18 protein-coding genes are annotated in these 21,027 nt (G+C 46.1%); 2 read left to right on the plus strand and 16 right to left on the minus strand.

What is annotated here, in order from left to right; all coding sequences use genetic code 11:
• Positions 1–21 precede the first annotated feature (21 nt).
• The 7 genes from NLX82_RS04395 to hrcA all read right to left on the minus strand — a co-directional run bounded on the left by NLX82_RS04395 (position 22) and on the right by hrcA (position 9,036).
• On the minus strand, positions 22–1,368 hold the full coding sequence (locus tag NLX82_RS04395; protein WP_023989508.1) for a 2-hydroxycarboxylate transporter family protein: 1,347 nt from the start codon (positions 1,366–1,368) through the stop codon (positions 22–24).
• A 121-nt stretch (positions 1,369–1,489) separates the two neighbouring features.
• Positions 1,490–2,197: a two-component system response regulator DcuR gene (dcuR, locus tag NLX82_RS04400; protein WP_023989509.1), complete on the minus strand. Its 708-nt coding sequence runs from the start codon at positions 2,195–2,197 to the stop codon at positions 1,490–1,492.
• Positions 2,190–3,845 (minus strand): DcuS/MalK family sensor histidine kinase, encoded by a 1,656-nt coding sequence (gene dcuS / locus NLX82_RS04405; RefSeq protein WP_071558461.1) that lies wholly within the window; start codon positions 3,843–3,845, stop codon positions 2,190–2,192. Before dcuS ends, dcuR begins: the two co-directional genes overlap by 8 nt.
• A gap of 155 nt (positions 3,846–4,000) precedes the next feature.
• On the minus strand, positions 4,001–5,131 hold the full coding sequence (gene dnaJ, locus NLX82_RS04410; RefSeq protein WP_023989511.1) for a molecular chaperone DnaJ: 1,131 nt from the start codon (positions 5,129–5,131) through the stop codon (positions 4,001–4,003).
• Between the two features lie 247 nt (positions 5,132–5,378).
• Positions 5,379–7,223: a molecular chaperone DnaK gene (gene dnaK, locus NLX82_RS04415; RefSeq protein WP_023989512.1), complete on the minus strand. Its 1,845-nt coding sequence runs from the start codon at positions 7,221–7,223 to the stop codon at positions 5,379–5,381.
• A gap of 87 nt (positions 7,224–7,310) precedes the next feature.
• On the minus strand, positions 7,311–7,883 hold the full coding sequence (grpE, locus tag NLX82_RS04420; RefSeq protein WP_013311172.1) for a nucleotide exchange factor GrpE: 573 nt from the start codon (positions 7,881–7,883) through the stop codon (positions 7,311–7,313).
• A 121-nt stretch (positions 7,884–8,004) separates the two neighbouring features.
• Entirely contained in the window at positions 8,005–9,036 is a 1,032-nt protein-coding gene (gene hrcA / locus NLX82_RS04425; RefSeq protein WP_013372178.1) for a heat-inducible transcriptional repressor HrcA, read from the minus strand.
• Between the two features lie 330 nt (positions 9,037–9,366).
• On the opposite strand from hrcA, the gene NLX82_RS04430 reads away from it, so the two are divergent.
• Positions 9,367–9,933 carry a hypothetical protein gene (locus tag NLX82_RS04430; RefSeq protein WP_254347511.1) on the plus strand — a complete coding sequence of 189 codons (567 nt, stop codon included), beginning with the start codon at positions 9,367–9,369 and terminating at the stop codon, positions 9,931–9,933.
• Positions 9,934–10,015: 82 nt separating this feature from the next.
• Here NLX82_RS04430 and NLX82_RS04435 read toward each other — a convergent pair whose 3' ends face one another.
• The 6 genes from NLX82_RS04435 to gpr all read right to left on the minus strand — a co-directional run bounded on the left by NLX82_RS04435 (position 10,016) and on the right by gpr (position 17,157).
• Entirely contained in the window at positions 10,016–10,492 is a 477-nt protein-coding gene (locus NLX82_RS04435) for an N-acetyltransferase (RefSeq protein WP_013311174.1), read from the minus strand.
• A 157-nt stretch (positions 10,493–10,649) separates the two neighbouring features.
• Positions 10,650–11,837, minus strand: coding sequence for a radical SAM family heme chaperone HemW (gene hemW / locus NLX82_RS04440; RefSeq protein ID WP_025723343.1), 1,188 nt, complete (start codon positions 11,835–11,837; stop codon positions 10,650–10,652).
• 409 nt (positions 11,838–12,246) lie between these two features.
• The gene (gene lepA / locus NLX82_RS04445) at positions 12,247–14,061 is read right to left on the minus strand and encodes a translation elongation factor 4 (protein ID WP_023989515.1); all 1,815 of its coding nucleotides are present in this window, start codon (positions 14,059–14,061) and stop codon (positions 12,247–12,249) included.
• 71 nt (positions 14,062–14,132) lie between these two features.
• Positions 14,133–14,645, minus strand: coding sequence for a hypothetical protein (locus NLX82_RS04450; RefSeq protein WP_028540445.1), 513 nt, complete (start codon positions 14,643–14,645; stop codon positions 14,133–14,135).
• Positions 14,646–14,672: 27 nt separating this feature from the next.
• Positions 14,673–15,932 (minus strand): stage II sporulation protein P, encoded by a 1,260-nt coding sequence (locus tag NLX82_RS04455; protein ID WP_104497085.1) that lies wholly within the window; start codon positions 15,930–15,932, stop codon positions 14,673–14,675.
• 223 nt (positions 15,933–16,155) lie between these two features.
• Positions 16,156–17,157 carry a GPR endopeptidase gene (gpr, locus tag NLX82_RS04460; protein WP_023989518.1) on the minus strand — a complete coding sequence of 334 codons (1,002 nt, stop codon included), beginning with the start codon at positions 17,155–17,157 and terminating at the stop codon, positions 16,156–16,158.
• Between the two features lie 198 nt (positions 17,158–17,355).
• On the opposite strand from gpr, the gene rpsT reads away from it, so the two are divergent.
• Entirely contained in the window at positions 17,356–17,628 is a 273-nt protein-coding gene (gene rpsT, locus NLX82_RS04465) for a 30S ribosomal protein S20 (RefSeq protein WP_013311181.1), read from the plus strand.
• 140 nt (positions 17,629–17,768) lie between these two features.
• Here the strand turns inward: rpsT and holA are convergent, their stop codons facing one another.
• From holA to NLX82_RS04480, 3 genes are all read right to left on the minus strand, one after another.
• Entirely contained in the window at positions 17,769–18,800 is a 1,032-nt protein-coding gene (gene holA, locus NLX82_RS04470) for a DNA polymerase III subunit delta (RefSeq protein ID WP_013311182.1), read from the minus strand.
• Between the two features lie 213 nt (positions 18,801–19,013).
• Positions 19,014–20,477 (minus strand): anti-sigma factor family protein, encoded by a 1,464-nt coding sequence (locus NLX82_RS04475; RefSeq protein WP_254347512.1) that lies wholly within the window; start codon positions 20,475–20,477, stop codon positions 19,014–19,016.
• Complete coding sequence (locus tag NLX82_RS04480) at positions 20,474–21,022, minus strand: RNA polymerase sigma factor (RefSeq protein ID WP_023989520.1); 549 nt, start codon at positions 21,020–21,022, stop codon at positions 20,474–20,476. Before NLX82_RS04480 ends, NLX82_RS04475 begins: the two co-directional genes overlap by 4 nt.
• Between the last annotated feature and the right edge of the window lie 5 nt (positions 21,023–21,027).

The following is a 21,027-nucleotide window of genomic DNA, read 5'->3' on the forward strand; positions in this document are numbered from 1 at the left end:
CAGTCCTGTGTATAAAACTCATCAGCTCCATAATTGGAGTAACAAAGTTGCTAAAATGACCGTGCCTGCCCCTCCAATACGTGTTGCAATTTGCGCAAAAGGCATCAGTTCCATCCGATTGGACGCAGACAGAATGGCTACATCTCCCGTGCCCCCTAATCCACCGCGACAGCTAGTCACCAAAGCAGCTTCTACGGGATACATGTGAATCCATTTTCCTGTGAAGTATCCGGTAACAATCAATGCAACTACAACAGATGCGCAGGTGATGGCATAAGGAACCGTTAAAATCCCAACTACACTATCCAAAGGTACATACAAAATTCCCAATCCCACCATCAAGGGCCACGTCAGACTTGCCGTTATACATTTGTACAAGTGAAAAGCTCCCTGCTCCAATGTGTTCGGCATGATCTGAATACACTTAATTAATGCCGCCGCCAGAATCATGAGGATCGGACCTGGAATATGGAGATACGGTTCCAGCAACTTACCCACAATAAAGAAAGTGCAAGCTAACAGCAGACCTCCTCCCATCAATGGAAAAGAAATCGATTGCTCCAAACTTGCCGGAGCTAACTTATCTGCATCTTTCTCCAGTTTTAATAATCTCCCGTTACCTGAAGTTTTCGGATTTTTCTCTGCTAATCTCTTCAGAACACCAGCACCTATGATTGCAACAATGTTCCCGATAATTGCAGCCGGGATAAACTGGGATACGAATACTGCGGAATCCTTGCCCAGCACCAATCCATACGAAATGGACAACGGTAAAATGCCTTCCCCAATCCCACCGGAGATAATCGGAATGATGATGAAAAAAAATGTATGATAGGCGCTATAGCCAAAAGCCATCCCCACCACCATCCCCACGGCAACAGCTGCAATAGATCCTATAATAATGGGGGCAAAAATTTTGACAATTCCGTTCATCAGCATTTTCCGATCCATGCCAAGAATACTTCCCGTTACTAGACATGCGATGTAGAAGTAAAGAAAATTCGAGGTTTTCATAAGCGTGTGTACAGCACCCATCGCAGATGGACTGAACATATTCCAAAATACCATTAACGATGGAACCATAAGAGATAAAATGGCCGGCCCGCCAATATGCTTAAGCAACGGAAGTTTGGCCCCTAAATCACTGAGAAGTATACCTAAAATCATGATGACGGCAAACCCGCCCAACAGATCGTTCGGAAGTCTTTCAGTAATTGCAGCTGCATAAACAATTAGCGCGATCACGGCATAGAGTGGAAGAGGAATAACCCCCACCTTTACCCTACCCAGCATTCTGATGCCATCTACAAAATTTTTACTCCATCTTTGCCCCTTTTGAATGACAGGCTGATTCGTAGCATTTTCCATAAATCTCCCTCCATAAAGTGAAGAATGATGATCATGTTTCCATTCTACACCTTGGAAAACGCTTTATTTGGTTTTAAAACTAATCATTCACTTTTGTAATTAAAGTAATCAGAAAGAAGATTTAAATAAAACTATTCATGATGCCTTCTGACTGTGGCAATATTCGGTATTGGTAAACAGGACGCCCTATGGTACCGTATATGGTTTCCATGGAAAGAGCCTCAATCTCTGTCATAAAAGCCAGGTACTTGCGCATAGACACCCTGGATATTCCTGCACTTTCCGCAATATCCTCGGTGGAAAATAGCACCTTATTATGCTGCTGGATACAATTCCATATCATAGCCAGCGTGGATTTAGTTATGCCTTTGGGCAAACGTGCCAATTCTTTAGTCAAGCTTTTATGATAAATCAGTCGGTCCAGTTCTTCCTGCGAAAGTAGGCTGCGCTCACGCACGATGCTAATGTGCTCTCGGTACCCCGTGAGGGCCTCCAAAAAACGGTTAAAGTGGAACGGCTTAATCAAGTAATCCACCGCGCCGAAGTTCATCGCTTTTTTGACACTGTTCATGTCACTTGCAGCCGAGATGACAATGACATCTATATTTACACCTGTCTCCCGTATGAATGACAGTAAATCGAGGCCATTGCTTTCCTGCATATACACATCTAGCAATATCAAATCAATGGCTTGTTCAGCTATATATTTCTTAGCCTCTTCCACAGAAGAAGCCCAACCCCCACATCGAAAACCTTCCACCTGCTCCATATATTTGCGGTTAAATTCCGCAACCATCGGATCATCTTCTACAATCAGGACATTAATCATGTTCATCATTCCCCGCTATAATGTATGGAATCGTAATCTGAAAACAGCACCCTTGCTCGGCTGGGATCAACTTTATACTTCCCTGTAATCTTTTCACGCTTTGCGTCACCAGATAAAGACCCATCCCTCGTGACTCTCCCTTGGTCGAAAAACCTTTTTCAAATATAGCCTTCACAAGCCCTTCCGGTATACCCGGACCATTATCGCACATGATACAGGTCAGATAGCCGTTCTTCTGGCTTTCCTCAAAATAAAGTGAAAGGGTAATCCGTTTGTGCTCCAAAGATTCCATCGCCTCCACCGCATTATCAAACAGATTGCCAAGAATAGTAATCAGTTCATGCGTCGTCTGAGTTTGACTGGATTCGGGCAAGTAACTACCTGGAGTCAGTTCAAAATTCACCCCTACTTCTCTGGCCCGGCTTAATTTCCCCAACACAAACCCTGCCATAACTGGGTCCCTGATCTGCCGGGTGATGGAGCCAATCTCCACTTGATGATGCTCGACGGCATCCATAATGTAATGCTCCAGTTTATCGTACATTCGCAAGTGTACCATCCCCATAATGACATGCAGCTTGTTCATAAATTCATGAGCCTGCGCACGTAGTGCTTCCGTGTACAGGGACACTCCTGTCAAACGTTCCGCAAGCTGGTTCATCTCCGTTTTATCCCGAAAGGTTACAATTGCTCCCACAATTTCCCCTTTGACCCGTATCGGAACACTGGTGGTCAGCAAGGTTATTCCACCCAGCTCCATTTCCTCATCCATCTGTGGAGTACTCGCTTCCAAGACCTCTTGCAATCGAAAAGCGGATAAATAAACGGTAATCTCCTGTCCGGAGAATGAGAAATCTTCAATCCCCGCTTGCCTAAGCAGACGTATCGCTTCTGCATTCATCAGCATGACGCGACCGAATTCATCTACTGCAATAACCCCTTCCTTGATGGATTGCAACATAGCGCTGCGTTCCTCCAGCAAGCGTGCGATTTCCGGCGGCTCCAGTCCGACTAGCATATTTTTGATTTTACGAGCCAGCACAACCGCACCTCCAGTACCAATCAACATTCCAGTGCCAATGGCGATAGCAATAAGACGGTTGTTGCCTTCCTGAGCCATCTGTACATCTTGCATGGATATACCAACAACAATCGCCCCTACCTGTTTCCCCGTTAAACTGAACACGGGGGAAAAGGCTCGCATGGACAAGCCCAATGTTCCCTTCGCAACGGACACGCTCTCATGGCCATGAAGTGCAGTATACTCGTCTCCGCCGACAAAGGCTTTGCCGATCATCCTAGCATCCGGGTGCGTTTTACGAATTCCCTTCATATCCATAGCCACGATAAACTGGATGTGATTTGCTGCTGAAACCCTCTTCACATACTCCTGCATAGAAGGAGACGAACCCGTCCCTTGCAATTGCTCGACAATAAGCGGCGTATGGGCGAGTGTACGCGCGATGGACATTGCCTTTTCTTCCAGTCCCTTCTCAGTTTCATGTTCCACTCTCTCAGCAAATAACAGGGTTACAGGCAGAAGCACAAGTGCCATAACTAGACATACTAGCAGTGTAATTAGGCCTCTGAGCTTTAATAGCGGTTTACCCCGACGTAGCTTGAGCTGTACATTTCCGATGGAACTCACCCCTTTCTACTTGATATTAAGTCTCAACAGTTCAACATGCCTATACAAAAATGGTTATGTATGTGTTTACGTGAGTATAAAAAAAGGAACTATCCCGCAATTGCGGAATAGTTTCCTTTGATTCATGGTTGAAGCTCCGCGATTCCTAATTGGGCTTAGTCGCCTCGGAAGGCGCGCTTCACACGGTCAAAAAAAGACTGCTCATTCTCATGTGTCTGCTCTCCGCTAAGCGAAGAGAATTGACGCAGCAAATCCTTTTGTTCTTCACTCAGCTTACTAGGCGTTACCACAACGACCTTAATATGCTGGTCACCCTGACCTACGCCACGCAGTTTTGGCACACCTTTTCCTTTAAGACGGAAGTAAGTACCTGTTTGCGTACCTGCTGGAACTTTCAGCTTCACTTTCTCGGTCAACGTTGGGATCTCGACTTCATCTCCCAATGCTGCCTGTGAGAACGTCAGCGGAATTTCACAGTAGATATCGTCTCCCTCACGCTCAAAGAAGTCGTGCGATTTCACACGGAACACGACGTACAAGTCACCTGCCGGTCCTCCGTTGACACCGCCTTCGCCTTCACCGTTAATACGCATTTGCGCGCCGTCATCTACACCCGCTGGAATGCGGATATGAATTTTACGTTGCTTGCGTACCCGACCCGAACCGCTACAAGTCGTACATTTTTCTTTAATGATTTTACCGGAACCGCCGCAATTGGAGCAGGCGCGTCGATTAACCATGCGACCAAACGGTGTATTCTGCACCACTTCTTCCTGTCCGCTGCCGTGGCAGACGGAGCAGGTTTGTGGTTGAGTACCCGCTTTGGCTCCCGTACCGTGACACGTATCACATGTTTCCGTACGTTCAATATGAATGTCGGTTTCTTTACCGAACACCGCTTCCTTGAATTCAATCGTCATCGTATATTGAAGATCGTTCCCACGCTGCGGTGCATTCGGATCACGTCGACCATTGCCGCCGCCACCAAAGAACATATCAAAAATATCGCCAAACCCGCCACCGAAGTCGGCGCCACCACCGAAGCCGCCTCCCATGCCCTGGTTCGGGTCTACATGACCATACTGATCGTATCTTGCCCGCTTCTGACCATCGCTGAGAACATCGTAAGCTTCTTTCACTTCTTTAAATTTAGTTTCCGCGTCCGCAGCCTTGTTCACGTCCGGATGATACTGACGCGCAAGCTTACGGTAAGCCTTTTTGACTTCTTCATCCGAAGCGCCCTTCGCGACGCCTAGCACCTCATAATAATCACGCTTATCAGCCAATGTTCCACCCCCATGCCTACAACGTGTCTGCACTACATATAAAAGGAAAGCCAAAGGCACGGGATGACCCGGCTTTGACCTTCCCATCATTTCAAGGCAGTACAACCCGTAATATGCTTATTTATCTTGGAAATAACTGTTACCCTTCGGCTAATTGTTATTTATCAAGGCAGCTACGCTGCAATTACTATTCAGTATATCATAACGCATCGGTGTACCGTAAAGCTACCACTACCCGATCCGTAGCTTAGTCTTTCTTCTGGTCTTCGTCAACAACTTCATAGTCCGCGTCAACCACATTGTCGCGGCCTTTGCTGTCTGCTGCGCCATCTTGAGCTTGTTGAGCCTGTGCTTCTTGAGCAGCTTGCTCATATAGCTTCACAGACAATTGCTGAACGATTTCAGTCAGTTCTTCAGTAGCTTTTTTGATGTCTTCCAGGTTGTCGGTTTCCAGCGTTTTTTGCAGATTTTCTTTAGCTGCATTTGCTTTTTCGACTTCGCCTGCATCCGCTTTTTCGCCCAGATCTTTAATCGTTTTGTCTACAGAGTAGATCAGTTGATCCGCAGCATTTTTCGCTTCTACCAAATCTTTGCGTTTTTTATCTTCTTCCGCATGCAACTCGGCATCCTTCATCATACGTTCTACTTCCTCGTCGCTCAAGCCGCTGGAAGATGTGATCGTAATTTTTTGGCTTTTGCCTGTGCCTTTATCTGTAGCGGATACGTTCACGATACCGTTCGCATCCAGATCAAAGGTAACTTCGATTTGTGGTACACCACGTGGTGCTGGAGGGATATCTCCCAATTGGAAACGACCCAGTGTTTTGTTGCCTGCTGCCATTTCACGTTCACCTTGCAACACGTGAATTTCTACGCTAGGCTGATTGTCGGCATATGTCGAGAATACCTGCGATTTGCTCGTAGGGATCGTCGTGTTACGATCAATCATTTTAGTAAACACGCCACCTGCGGTTTCAATACCGAGGGACAGTGGAGTTACGTCAAGGAGAACGACGTCTTTCACATCACCAGTCAGTACACCCGCTTGAACTGCCGCGCCCAAAGCTACCACTTCATCAGGGTTTACGCCTTTGTGTGGCTCTTTACCTGTCAGCTTTTTGATTGCTTCTTGTACAGCCGGAATACGTGTGGAACCGCCGACCAGAACGATTTTGTCGATATCGCTGGCACTCATGCCTGCATCTTTCATTGCTTGACGAGTAGGTCCTAATGTACGTTCTACCAGACCTTCAGACAATTCTTCAAATTTCGCACGAGTCAGGTTCAACTCCAAATGCTGTGGAACGCCATCAGCTACTGTGATAAACGGCAAAGAAATCGTCGTTGTCAGTACGCCGGACAGTTCTTTTTTCGCTTTTTCCGCTGCATCTTTCAGACGTTGTACAGCAGCTTTATCTTTGCTCAGGTCGATGCCTTGATCTTTTTTGAACTCATTTACGAGGTAATCAATAATCACTTGGTCAAAGTCATCGCCACCCAGCTTGTTATCGCCGCTTGTTGCTTTAACTTCGAAGAAACCGTCGCCCAGTTCCAGAATGGATACGTCAAATGTACCGCCACCCAAGTCATACACGAGGATCGTTTGGTCTTCGGATTTTTCCATACCGTATGCCAATGCAGCTGCTGTTGGCTCGTTGACAATCCGCAGAACTTCCAGACCAGCAATTTTACCTGCATCCTTGGTTGCTTGACGTTGACCGTCATTGAAGTAAGCTGGAACAGTAATAACAGCTTGAGTAACCGTTTGTCCCAGGTAAGCTTCAGCATCGGATTTCAGCTTTTGCAAAATCATAGCGGAAATTTCCTGTGCGGAATATTCCTTGCCGTCAATGCTTTCTTTATGGTTTGTACCCATGTGACGCTTGATGGACATAATTGTACGATCCGGGTTCGTAATTGCTTGGCGTTTTGCCGTTTCCCCTACAGTACGTTCTCCATCTTTTTTGAAACCAACAACGGAAGGGGTTGTGCGTGCGCCTTCCGGATTTGGAATAACGACCGCTTCGCCGCCCTCCATAACAGCCACACAAGAGTTGGTTGTACCTAAGTCAATACCGATTACTTTGCTCATCGGACAATTCCTCCTTCTGTATATACGAGGCCCGCAGGCCAGAATGGTTGAATCAAAATGATGTATTTCTAATGTATATTGAAAAAGCTACATGCTCACTTTTACCATCGCTGGACGAAGCACCTTGTCCTTCAGCATGTATCCTTTTTGTACCTCTTCAACGACGATGCCTTCCTCATGCTCTTCGCTCTCCACCTGCATAATAGCCTGATGGAAATCCGGATTAAACGGTTGTCCCACCGAATTCATGGCCGTTACACCCTCTGCCTGAAGCACACTCTCAAACTGGCGGAAAATCATTTCCACGCCTTTGCTGAATGACTCAGACTCCGCTCCTTGCGGTGCTGTTGCCAGCGCACGCTCGAAGTTATCCAAAACAGGCACCAACTCGGTAACCAGCTTCATAGATGCATATTTGGCAAGGTCTTCTTTTTCTTTCAGCGTACGACGGCGAAAATTATCAAAATCCGCCTGAGCGCGTAAAAACCGCTGTTGATGCTCTTCCGCCTGTGCGCGAAGCTTAGTCAGCTCTGTTTCGCTTTCTTGGTCTTCCAGTGCTGCCGCTTCATTAACCGGCTCTTCCTGCTGGCTCGTTTCGGCGGCTTCCTCTGTGCTTACATTTTGTTGTTTTTCTTCTTGGAACGCTTGTTCTTCCTTCAAAATGTTTCACCTCCTTCAAGTCATAACTACCTTTACAAAAACACGCAACAATGCACCCGCGCAGGATACAAACCGTATCCCGGCGCGGAACATGTAGTACCGCAACCTATGCGGTCTTGTTCTATTTAAACCGTTGCGTTAGCATTGCGGTCAAATCCTTAGACAGGATACCCAAAATATTAATAACTCTCGCATATTCCATCCGTGTCGGACCCAGTATGCCTATAGTGCCCAACGCTTCTCCGTCTACTGCATACGTAGCAGTAATCAGGCTGCAATTGGCAAACGCCTCATGATCATTTTCAGTGCCGATGCGGACTTGAATTTCAGGTGCCCCGGCAACAGGTGTCATTAGTTTAAGCAGCGTTGGTGTTTCCTCCAGCAGATCGAGAATATGTTTAACCTTTTCTACATCTTTAAATTCAGGTTGATTGAGCATGTTCGTCGCACCGCTCAAATACAAGCGCTGATCCGATTCATTATCCAGTGCTTTATCCAGCACCTTCATAGCGTCCTCAAAATGAGACACATGCTTCTCCATCTCCTGACCAAGTGCGGTGTAAAGGCGCGATTTAAGCTGATAAATCGGCACACCGACCAGCTTGCTGTTCAGTAAATTCACAACCTTCTCCATCTCGGAAATCGAAATTCCCGGTGGAATATCTACCGTTTTATTCTCCACCTGACCGGTATTGGTCACGATTATCGCCACAGCCGTCGTTTCGTTGAGCGGCAGCAGCTGAAAATGACGCAATGAAGTATGAAAAACCTCCGGCCCAAGCAGGATGGAAGTATAATTGGTCATATGGGACAAAATGCCTGACGCATGCTGGATCACTTGCTCCATTACATTCAGCTTTTCGGCGTAAAAGGCTTTCAGTTCCCGCATTTCCATAGGCTTCAGTGTATTCAGTGGCACCAAATGGTCCACATAATAACGATAGCCTTTATGAGACGGGATGCGTCCCGCAGAAGTATGGGGTTGCTCCAGATAGCCCTGTTCCTCCAAATCCGACATTTCATTACGGATCGTGGCCGGGCTGAATCCGACATCCTGCCTTTTGGATATGCTGCGGGAACCCACTGGCTCAGCCGAACGAATGTAGTCATCAATAATCGCATTCAGAATGAGCCTCTGACGTTCGGTTAACAAGCGAATCCCCCCTTGTTGTTTATCCATAATAGCATGATTGTTAAATGGAATCATTAGCACTCGTTCGCGATGAGTGCTAACCGATAATACAAAAATACCAAACCGACCTGATCATTGTCAAGTCAGATCAGTATTTTCAATAAACAAGATTTATTACAACAGTTTAGTTTACTGCAGCAAATGCAAACCGTTTACACTTTTTTGCGAAAAATCTCATTATTCATCGTATTAATACCGTATTTATGTATAGAGATTCAAAAAACAGAAAATTCGTTCGAGACTATGTCTTTATACCGTTACATCTTCTTTGTGCTTGAGGAGGAATTAAATTTGAGAACTAATCGCCGCAACCCTTTATACGCATCGATCGCACTTTTACCTACAATTTGTATGTTTCACATTTTAATCAAGTTGTTTCCGTATACAGGGCTAGGAAGAATAGCTGCTTTGCCATTAGTTTTCATCCTCAATGCAGCCCTTATTATTTCAGTCATCCATTTAATTCGTAAATTAAGACCCCTATGTTATGCCTTGGTCTTGATTCCTACAATACTTTTAAGCATGTGGAATACCATTTTATTTTACCCTCAAGAATTCAGTCCAAGTATTCCCAAGCAAATAAAATACAGTATATCGGCTATACAACATTACGATGATTTAACACTAGGCGATTGGGAAGGATATACATATAGTCCAAACAGAACCGGAGCGTCTGAAAGATATGTTGTAGCCTTGTATAAATATAAACACCGAGTTCCATTAGACGGCACTGCATACTTTTATAATGATACTGATTATCATAAGAACCATCCCATAAGAAGTCTTAATGGAATACCTTCCGAACTGGAGCCTCATCATCAATTCATTTGGTGGTTGCTCAAAGCATATGAGAAATGAACCAGGATTAAACAATGTAGGCTGTATAACAAACGCACGATTATGGCCTGATGAAAAAAGAACTGACCTCATTATTGACAGGTCAGTTCAGTACTTTCAACACTGCGATTTCATCACAATTGTTTTGTTTACTACAGTGAATGCAGTCGGTCCATACCTTTTCAGGGAAAATCTCTTTACTTACTACATCAAAACCGTTTTTTATAAAAAAGGAGACCTCGTAGGTCAATGCCATAATTTTAGGAATACGTTGCCGCCGTGCTTCTATAATAAGGCCCTCCACGAGCTTGGAGCCAATACCCATACCTTTATGTCCCTCAGAGATGCCAAGGGAGCGAATCTCTACCAGATCAGCGCCCAATTTGCATAAAGAACCACAACCAACAACTTCGCCGTCCACCTCTGCAACAATAAATAGCTCCAGTTGGCGCGTAAGCACTTCCCTCGAACGTGGCAGCATAATCCCCCGCTCTGCATAGCCGCTAATCATTTGATATAAAGGCTCCACATCCTCAGGAACCGCACTTCTGCACAATACATCTTTACACACTGAAGCCATCTTGCTCTCCTCCTGCCGCTTGCCGCATATAATGAATAAATATACAACATCGCGCATAGAATCGCAATACTCCATTTACCCTGCTTTGACAGAATGTTGTTATAAAATGATTGTCCCAGCTTACGAAGTTGAAACGTACTGTATTGAAGCCTACGACTTATGAATTTACCGTGATTGAACCGATGAACTCTGCAAATACATCATTTCCGAATAAAATGCCGCGTTCACTCAAACGATAACCGTCCTCAATTGATTCGATTAACCCCGCATTGAGCATTTTCCCGAGAGGAGCAGTAAACGTATCCTCCAATGCCTGACCGAATTGAGCTTCAAAGCGGGACTTGGATACGCCCTCTAGCATTCTCAAACCGACCATAAGAAAATCCTCCATGGCTTCCGCCGCCGGCACCTCAAAGCTATCCAGACGTGGTAAACCATTACGACTAGCCTCCACATAAGGGTTAATGCCTTTAATGTTCATATGACGCTCTCTGCCAACATATCCATGTGCCCCAGCGCCGAGACCGTAATAGTCCTCATTTCGCCAATAGGTCATGTTGTGCTTGCTCCCCAAGCCTGGTTTTGCGAAATTACTAATCTCATACTGCTCATACCCCGCTTCTTTCATGCGACGCATGAGGAGTAAATACATTTCCAGTTCGTCATCCTCATGTGGAAGTGGCAGCTGATTTTTCTGGTACAGCGTATGGAAGAGTGTGTTTTCTTCAACCTTCAAGCTGTAGATAGAGTAATGAGGAAGCTCCAGCTCTAGCGCTCTACTGACGCTTTCATGCAGCATCTCCACCGTTTGGTTCGGCAAACCGAACATCAGGTCAATCGACAGGTTGTCCAAGCCAACCTTACGGGCGTTTTCCAAACTGCGATATACGTCATCTGTACTGTGAATACGACCTATGCCTGTGAGTAGCTCATTCTGAAAAGCCTGTACACCAAAGCTGAGTCGATTGACGCCGCCTTCTTTCATCACAGAGAGTTTTTCAAAATCAGTGGTGCCTGGATTGGCTTCCATGGAAAACTCAATATCTTCCGCCCAATTTGGGAAATAGGTTCGGACGCTCTTCAGGAAATATTCCATTTCTTTCGGGTTTAGGGTAGTTGGTGTTCCGCCCCCGACAAAAATGGTTTTAATCTCTCCTGGCGGGTGAAGCTTGACTGTATGTTCCATCTCCCGTTCCAGTGCATACAGATATTCCATAACAGGTTGATCCTTGAGCACATAAGAGTTGAAATCACAGTAAAAGCATTTATTCGTGCAAAAAGGTATATGCAGGTAAACCGCTTGAGGCGCGGATGAATGTTCATGTTTTTGTATGGATGCGGTCATACCGATCCTCCTTGTCAATTCAGTGTGTGGTGATTGAAAAAAATGGCGAAGAGGGGGGAGAACGCTCCGTGGATGGATCATTCTTCCGATCGCTGTTACCCCCGGATTTTTTCTTTGTAAATAAACTTAATAGGGTAAAATCCGGGGATAAAGGCGAACGCTAACGCTTCTTCAGAACGATTCCATCCACTCTGCTGCTGCCCACCACCATCGGTCATTTTTTGTGATGTAGGTGTTGCAGTAAGAGTAAAGTATCTTTAAAAATACGCTAAAGATACTGTTGTTATACTATTTTTGCAACTGAGATAACAAATACTCCATCTCTGGATAGCTTGCTCAAATAAATAACGTCCATTCTCCATGCACGGCAAATGCCCCATGAAAGAATGGACGAATACTTCAAGCAGCTTTACTCATCTATTTTCAGTACCGCCATAAATGCTTCCTGTGGTACTTCTACGTTACCGACCTGCTTCATACGCTTCTTGCCCTCTTTTTGCTTTTCAAGCAGCTTCCGTTTACGGGAAATATCGCCGCCGTAGCATTTGGCCAAGACGTTTTTACGCATCGCCTTAACGGTTTCACGCGCCACGACCTTTGTTCCCACAGATGCCTGGATTGGCACCTCGAACATTTGACGCGGGATTAGCTCGCGCAGCTTCTCACAGATAATACGTCCGCGATGATAAGCCCGATCTCTATGCACGATGAACGACAGCGCATCGACCTGCTCGCCATTCAACAAGATATCCATTTTCACCAGGTTGGACTGGCGATAGCCTGAAATCTCATAATCAAAGGAAGCATAACCTTTGGTACTTGATTTAAGCTGATCGAAGAAATCATATACGATTTCAGACAGCGGAATTTGATACGTAATGGTTACCCGTGTCGTATCCAAGTATTCCATATTTACGTACTCACCACGTTTGGTTTGACAAAGCTCCATCACCGTACCTACGTAATCATTAGGGACGATAATACCTGCTCTTACATAGGGCTCTTCCACATGTTCAATCCGTCCGATTTCCGGATAATTCGATGGATTGTCGATCTGGATCGTTTCCCCATTCGTCAACTTTATGCGGTAAATAACGCTTGGTGCCGTTGTAATCAGTGGAATGTTAAATTCACGTTCAATCCGTTCCTGAATAACGTCCATATGAAGCAAACCAAGGAATCCACAACGGAAGCCAAAACCCAACGCGCTTGATGTTTCCGGCTCAAAACTAAGCGAAGCATCGTTCAGTTGTAGCTTTTCAAGCGCCTCACGCAGATCGTTATACTCCGATGTTTCGATTGGATACAGACCGCAATATACCATCGGATTAATTTTCCGATAGCCTGGCATCGGTTCTAATGTTGGATTTTTTGCATCTGTCACCGTATCCCCGACACGCGTATCACCCACATGCTTGATACCAGCAACGATAAAACCAACATCACCGATGTTCAGCTCGTCCACGATGCTCATACGTGGCATGAAGGCTCCTACCTCGATAACCTCAAACGTTTTATCGGTCGCCATCATTTTAATTTTGGAACCTGCCTTGATGCTACCATCTACGACGCGGACATACACAATAACGCCTTTATATGGATCATAATGCGAATCGAAAATAAGCGCCTTCAGCGGATTATTCGGATTCCCTTGCGGAGCAGGTACGCTTCTGACCACCTGTTCCAAAATTTCCTTGATACCGATTCCAGCTTTGGCCGATGCGTGGACAGTCTCGCTCGTATCCAAGCCGATAACATCCTCGATTTCCTGCTTTACCCGTTCAGGATCGGCACTTGGCAAATCAATTTTGTTAAGCACCGGCAGAATTTCCAGATTGTTGTCCAACGCCAAATATACGTTAGCCAATGTCTGTGCTTCAATACCCTGTGCCGCGTCTACAACTAGCAAGGCCCCTTCACAGGCCGCCAAGCTTCGGGAAACCTCATACGTAAAATCGACGTGTCCCGGTGTATCAATCAGATTCAAAATGTACTCTTCGCCGTCATCGGCCTTATAAGTGAGTCGCACTGCCTGGAGCTTGATTGTAATCCCGCGCTCCCGTTCCAGATCCATCTGATCAAGCACTTGCTCCTGCATTTCACGGGATGTGAGTGCACCGGTGTATTCCAAAATCCGGTCAGCCAGCGTGGATTTACCGTGGTCTATATGTGCAATGATACTAAAGTTCCGAATTTTACGTTGTCTTGCCAATATGTCAGTCATGCCTTACCCCCACACAATGCCTAGTGTCAATCAGCTTATTATAGCAGTTGTATAGGGGGTCAGCAATATTTCTATTCTGTCACTCCGTCAAAAACAGACACAACCCATCGAATCCCCTGTCTTGATAGGTTTTGCAGCAGCCCAGCCGTTTTGTCCGCCATGGTATCCACCGAAGCTTGTTGTCCCTTGACGGATAACAGTTCACGCGGTGTCTCCAGGTCCTGAGTATTGACATGCTGCGCAGTCGTCGAATACCACCTGGATGCCCCGAGTTCCGTCTGCTCCTCATTTTCTTCCCTTCCACTAGCTTCATTTATACCCGCTCCCGTTTTCGGCTCAACCTTAACATTTCCACTTGTGCTATACGTACCGCTATATGCACGAGCGTTAGCTGCGGGTGTATCCTCAATAACCGTCTGTTCATATCCGACTTTCTGTTGATTTGCCGATTGAATCGTATCCCCGTTCCATTCCGGTCCATACACTGAACGCAGGCCAGATCCTGCCAGTTGCATACCCAGTAGAATACCTGCCCCCATGAGCAATACAAATCCAAGTGCTTTCTTACGAAAATGTCCAGACATTACCTTTCCCCCTTACCGCTACCTCATTTAATTGCCGCTGTTGCTCTTTTTTGTATCCGATACGTTAGTGCCCGCTTTCTGAGCTTTCTGATCTTCCCAATACACTTCGCCGATCATGTCCGCCAAAACGTCTGAGGTGCGTTTCAACTCCTCCTCGGTGTTGTCAATACCCCCTATTTCAATTAAGATGCTATGCGAAGATAAGCTTTGATTGTATTCACCGTTGTTGCCTTTGCCACCATCTTTCCCCCATACACCACGTGATACGCCATGATACGATTTTTCCAGCTTTTCATGAATACGAGCAGCAAAAGCTTCATTTTCGCGCCAATTTTTGTTGTCATGCCCAATAATAAAATACACCTTGGCATAAGAGAGTCCATTAATGGTTGCTGTTGTTTTTCCGTGACGTTGAGAATCTCGATGAATATCAAGCAGATAAGTTAAACCTTTATTTCCAGCCAAAGCTTCCTTAACTGTTTCGCGTGAATATTTATAGGAATAGTTCCAGTTATAATTTTGAACTGTAGTGGCATAATCCTTGTTTACATGCAGTGTGGATATCCCTTGCTTTTCCAGCCTCTTTTTTACGAAGTCTCCTACCCTTGACACATTGGCTGATTTAGAACCTGAATTGGGGTTGGGACTGGTTTTGCTGAGTAGTGGGTTATATGCTTCTCTGGGATGAGAATGGTAGATTAATATACGCTTGTCCCCTTTGGCCGTATCACCTGGATGATCCTCACGTGCCGGATCTGTTTGCGGTGTTGTCGGAATATCCGGCGTAGTAGTCGGTGGGTTCTCAGATGCATCTGAGCCACCAGGGGCATCCGTCGTTCCCTGATCGGGCTGATAATCCGTAGGACCCTCTACCTTTGTGTTCCCCGAACCCTTGCGCAGCAAGACAGGCGCTCCCGCAGACATGCCAGGAATCTCACGAGAAATGAGACTTTTGGGATCCTGCGGATTAATACCTGTAAGCATCTGAAAAACAAAAGGCGACCATTGTTCACCCGACAATGAAGATTGCTGCTTCTTTTGTGCCAAATGAGGTACTTCCATACCTAGCATATCCGCAAAAAAACCGCTAGACACCGAACCTGCCAATCCTTTCATCGAAGAAACAGGAGATGTTTGTAGACGATTTTCTGCCAATCCCCCTAGCCCCAAAACGACAAATAAAAGCGCCGAGCCCATGATCAGCAGCACAAGCGTATGTCCCATCGCCAAAATTTCGATACCTTTTCTTCTCCATCTTCCGACGTTCCAGGTCTGAATTTTTTTCATGTGAGCCTTGTCCTCCTTCGTCCCGTCGAAACCCGCTTTATATTCGGAACATAGGGTTCCTATCTGCTGCGGAAATCTCTTATACTTCAACTCTATGAACGGAGAACAATTGCTAGAACACAAAAAATCTCTACCACAGGTTTATCACCTCCCTTTTTGAAAGAGATTAGATTCCTGTTAAATAGAGACTTTTGGTATGAAATACGATTTTACCAACCCTTGATTAATGCGTATAGGCGGCGACATTGCCAGGATCAACAGCTTCGTGCAGAGCAGCGTTCAATCCAGTAGCAATGATGTTCGCGATATCTTCAATAAATTCATCGATCTCTTTAGGAGTCACAATCAGATCATGCCCCAGCGGCTGCAGTACCTCTCTCACCAGCCCAAGTCTCTCAGGTTCTGAAATATCGTCCAACATCCCCAGGATTGCTTTTGTAGAAGCCTTTTCTTTGGTAAAATGTGTTTTCATCAGTTCGATTACGTTATTGACAATGGTAGAAGCGTAGCATACCGTCGGAACGCCGATAGCGATACACGGAACACCCATAATATCCTTGGTGATACCGCGCCGCTTGTTGCCAATACCTGAACCTGGATGTATCCCGATATCGGCCACCTGAATGGTCGTATTGACGCGCTCCAGTGAACGTGACGCCAGAGCGTCAATGGCAATAATCAGTTCTGGCTTTGTGCGATCCACGATGCCTTGAACGATTTCACTGGACTCGATCCCCGTAATACCCAGGACACCCGGTGCAATTGCGCTCACATCTCGATAGCCCGGGTTGATTTGATCAGGTGTCAGTTCAAAAAATTGACGAGTCACCATCAAATTTTCAACGACAAGCGGACCCAACGAATCGGGAGTGACGTTCCAGTTGCCCAGACCTACCACCAGTACCTTTGCCGTATTAGAGATCCCTATTTTTTGTATAAAATGTTCCATTTCTTTTGCAAATGCAATAGCTACACGTTGCTGGAGCCCCGTGTCGCCTTCACGCAAGCCGGGTACTTCCAATGTGACGTAATGCCCTTGTACCCGCCCAATACGGTTGGCTCCTTCTTCATTCAGTACGTCCAGCCGTGTGATTTTGATTCCGTTATCTTCCTCCACGTTCTCACTTATGCCCGACAGAGGTACAGGCTGATCCCGTTCGGCCAGTTCTCTTGCCTCTAATGCCAAATCCGTGCGTACCGCATACTTCTGCAAATCCAGATCCATCTTTTAAGCCTCCTTGGATACCATCTTTGACTATAGTGTGCGAGACACCCAACAGGTTTATGCACATCCATTTTCATCCTGTAATTCGCATCGCCTCAGAATGTTTTCTTATTGCAATTTGAGGTGTGGCATGCTAAAATATTTTAAGTTGTGAAACGTTTGTGTTCATAAGTAATGCCTTTACAGGAGGTGAATGTAATGCCAAACATCAAATCCGCTATCAAACGCGTTAAAACTAGCGACAAACGCCGTGCGTTGAACGCTTCCCAAAAATCCGCGCTTCGTACAGCAGTAAAAGCTGCCGATACAGCGTTGGTAGGTAACGAAGCTGAAACTGCTGCTGCTGCTTTCAAAGTAGCTTCCCAAAAGCTGGACAAGGCTGTAACTAAAGGTCTGATCCACAAAAATGCAGCTGCTCGCAAGAAATCCCGCTTGGCGAAAAAACTTAACGCTCTTACAGCTCAAGCGTAAGCAAGAGCTACTTTCATACGTTAATGAAAAAAACCTGACCAGCCTTGGCTGATCAGGTTTTTTTAGTTTATAACTTTTATTAATTTATAGAGTCAGCTTTCCACGCTACATGAGCTGACTCTACAACAGCACATGGGAGATTAGATTGAAGCCCCCGCACCCATTTTCATCAAAAATAGCTCCAGTCCCAGTACCTTGTCAACGACACCTGTTTTCATATGATAATCCAACTCGCCCAATTCGTAGAGAAGCTGACGCAGCTGCTCAGGGCGGAACCTCCGCGCTTGGTCCCCTGCAACTTTCACCCCATAAGGATGCAAACTAAGCTGACTGGCAATTTGTTGCTGGGAATAGCTTTGACCTGCCAGCTCTTTGACCTGCAACATAATACGGAACTGTCGCGTGATCAAAGCGGCAATCTTGATCGGTTCCTCTTTTTGCTTAAGCAACTCATAAAAAATACTAAGCGCCTTATCCAGCCGCAAATTAGCCAGATCCTCAACCATCGCAAATACGTTTTGCTCTGTGTTACGAGGCACCAGGGATTCTATATCAGCGGATGAGATCGTTCCCTGTGCTCCTGCGTACAAGCAGAGCTTGTCTATCTCGGCAGCCAAGGATTGCAGCCCGGTACCTGTGAATTGAATGAGGCTTTCAGCAGCTCCTGCAGCCAATTGCACTTCTCTTTCTCCTGCACGCTTATGGATCCAAGCTATAAGATCATCTCCACCCATTGGAGCAAAAGCAATAACCGAAGCATCACTTTTCAGCTTTTTGACAATCTTTTTCCGTTCATCCAACTTTTCAGCCTGAACCGTAAAAACGATGACGCTATAGTCAGTCGGGTTATCCATATAAGTCAACAGCGTCTCAAGCCGGTGCTCTATCTTACCGCTATCTTTGCCTGCTGCAAATACACTGGTATCCCGTACAATAATCAGCTTCTTTGGCACCAGAAAAGGCGCTGTTTCCGCCTCCTCCACGACCACCTCAATTGGCGTTTCGGTTAAATCATAAGGAATGATGGCGAAGTCACGATGCTCCTCTTCCACCACTTTCTCTTTAAGCATCTCAACAAACTGCTTCATTTGATATTTTTCACTGCCGTATAGCAAATACACTGGCGAAATGTCGCCTTTGCGAATAGCCTTAGAGGCTGTTTTTACATCCATTTTCCGTTCCCCCCACCCACTGATCGTACCCGACATCCGACCGGAAGGCAAGTCATGATACAAACGAAGGGACCCTGCCTATAGACAGGATCCCTTCACCACCATCTATATCAACACGGCAGCAGAAAGCTCTAGAAACTTTCGGCCGTCGGGATACGACGTCGGTTCATATAGTATATTCTCAGTTTTTAAAAGTGTGCCAACTTACGGAAACTATTTTCCAGTGCTGCGCGGGACGGTGTACGTATATTTACTTGCTGTCCCATCCTGCTCCGTCTCATACATAAAGGTCTGGCTGTCTTCTGACCAGCTTCCTTTGACCCAGGCACCTTTTAGAGTACGGACTTCCAGTGTTGTTCGGTCTACACCGTTATCAGAAAGCTTATACACTTTCAGCTTTTTGCCCTCAATAGCCACCGCATAGCTACCATCTGGCGAGTTGAGCTGATCTGTAGAGGCAGATTGGGCACTATAGCTGGAAGCATTATTGTTGTCCGGAGAGACCAGTGAATTAGATACAAATCCTTCTTTACGAACCGGGTCTTGCGACACGGATGATTGCTGATCATTAGAAGCTGCATTGCTGCTATCCGTTCCCAAGGCATTGCCCGAATCCTTTGTGATACTTTTGGAAGTCGTTTCTTTCGACGTTTCATTTGACGCAATTCGATCCTGTACCTTCAAATCCTGACTAAGCGACGAAGAAGAATCATTCGTACTTGTGTTACCATTATTATCGTCCTGAGCGGTACCCGTACCCGCTAGGGGTGCTTTTTCCATTTTCGGTTCCACCTGTTCAGCAGGAGCAATCGTGGATCGATCAGATTTTTCCTGACTTAACTGTTTGTCCTCAGATTTAGGAGCATCTCCAGCAGACGGATTTTCCTTTGTCACCTGACGATCCGTACGTAGCTGTCCCTGCCCTTCATCCTGATGAGAAGAATGTTCAGCTGGTGCAGACTTCGTCGAATCTCCCTCCCCAGCTCGCTGATCGTCACGTTTCCCAGCATCCCGTTTGGAAGAGTTCTTTTCATCGTTTGCATTGGTTGCACCTTGTTTGCTCAGGTCAGGATCTTTATCCGCAGGTAGCTGAGATGCATCCGTTCCTTGCCCCTGCTCTGACGGCTGCTGTGTAGAATCCGAACCAATGGCTGCATCACGGCCTCCACTGCCATTGGCTGTACCTGGAAGAATTTCCGTCTGATTCTGCGGATTCGTCACTTCGGGCGTCTGGGTTGTAAGCATGCCTTCCGCATCCTGCACTGTTTTAGGCTCGAAGTTAAACACTACAATCCCCAGTACAACAGCAGCGGCAGCCACGCCCATGGCAGCGCGTCCAGCCATTCGGTTCCACCAAGGTGTAGGCTGGGTACTTTGTCTAGGCACTGGTCCAGGTTTTACAGCCACAGGCTGCATTTCCTGAAGCGCACTTCCCTGCTCTTCACGTGCGCGGTCAATGGCATCAAGCTGAGGCATGATGGAATCCACCAGGCTGAACGCCGGGGAAACCGTAGGCAATTCCTCCAGCTCGCGAGAGAGTGTCTGAAGAATAAGAAATTTTTCCGCACAGTCCGGGCAAGTCGCAATATGGTTCATTAATTGGGACGTCTCTTCTTCGCCCAGCTCATGATCCACATAACGCTGCATCCAATCCATCACCTCTTCCCCACACTTCATCCTGATACACCACCTTTCTGATATTCCTGAAGTAGCCCTTGCAATTGCTGTCTTGCACGATATAAGTATGACTTGACCGTATTTAGCGGCAAATCCAGAGAATCTGCAATCTCGTTATAGGAGAAATCCTGCAAATATCTTAAGACAATTACCGTCCGGTGGTGCTCCGGAAGTTGTTGTATAGCCTCACGAACATCCTGTGCCATGTAAGTGGTCAACACCTCGACCTCCACGTTTTGGGGATCGTTGAATATCATGTCGTGCTCGTCAATGGAAACCGAGGGCTTCGTTCTTCTGAATTTGTCGATGCATATATTCGTTACAATGCGTTGGACCCAAGTTTTAAACTGCGCTTTTTCCTCATAAGAGTTAATTTTGGAATAGATCCGTATGAGGGCTTCTTGTGAAGCATCCATGGCGTCCTGCTCATTGTTTAGAATGTAATATGCCGTACGGTACACATGCTGTTCTATCTCTCTTAATAGGGTAATGAGAGCGTCGCGATCGCCCGATTGAGCGGCTCGAATGAGTCCCTGCTCTACCACAAAGG

The organism is Paenibacillus sp. A3M_27_13, from assembly GCF_024213315.1.
GTDB classification, from domain to species: Bacteria; Bacillota; Bacilli; order Paenibacillales; family Paenibacillaceae; genus Paenibacillus; species Paenibacillus polymyxa_B.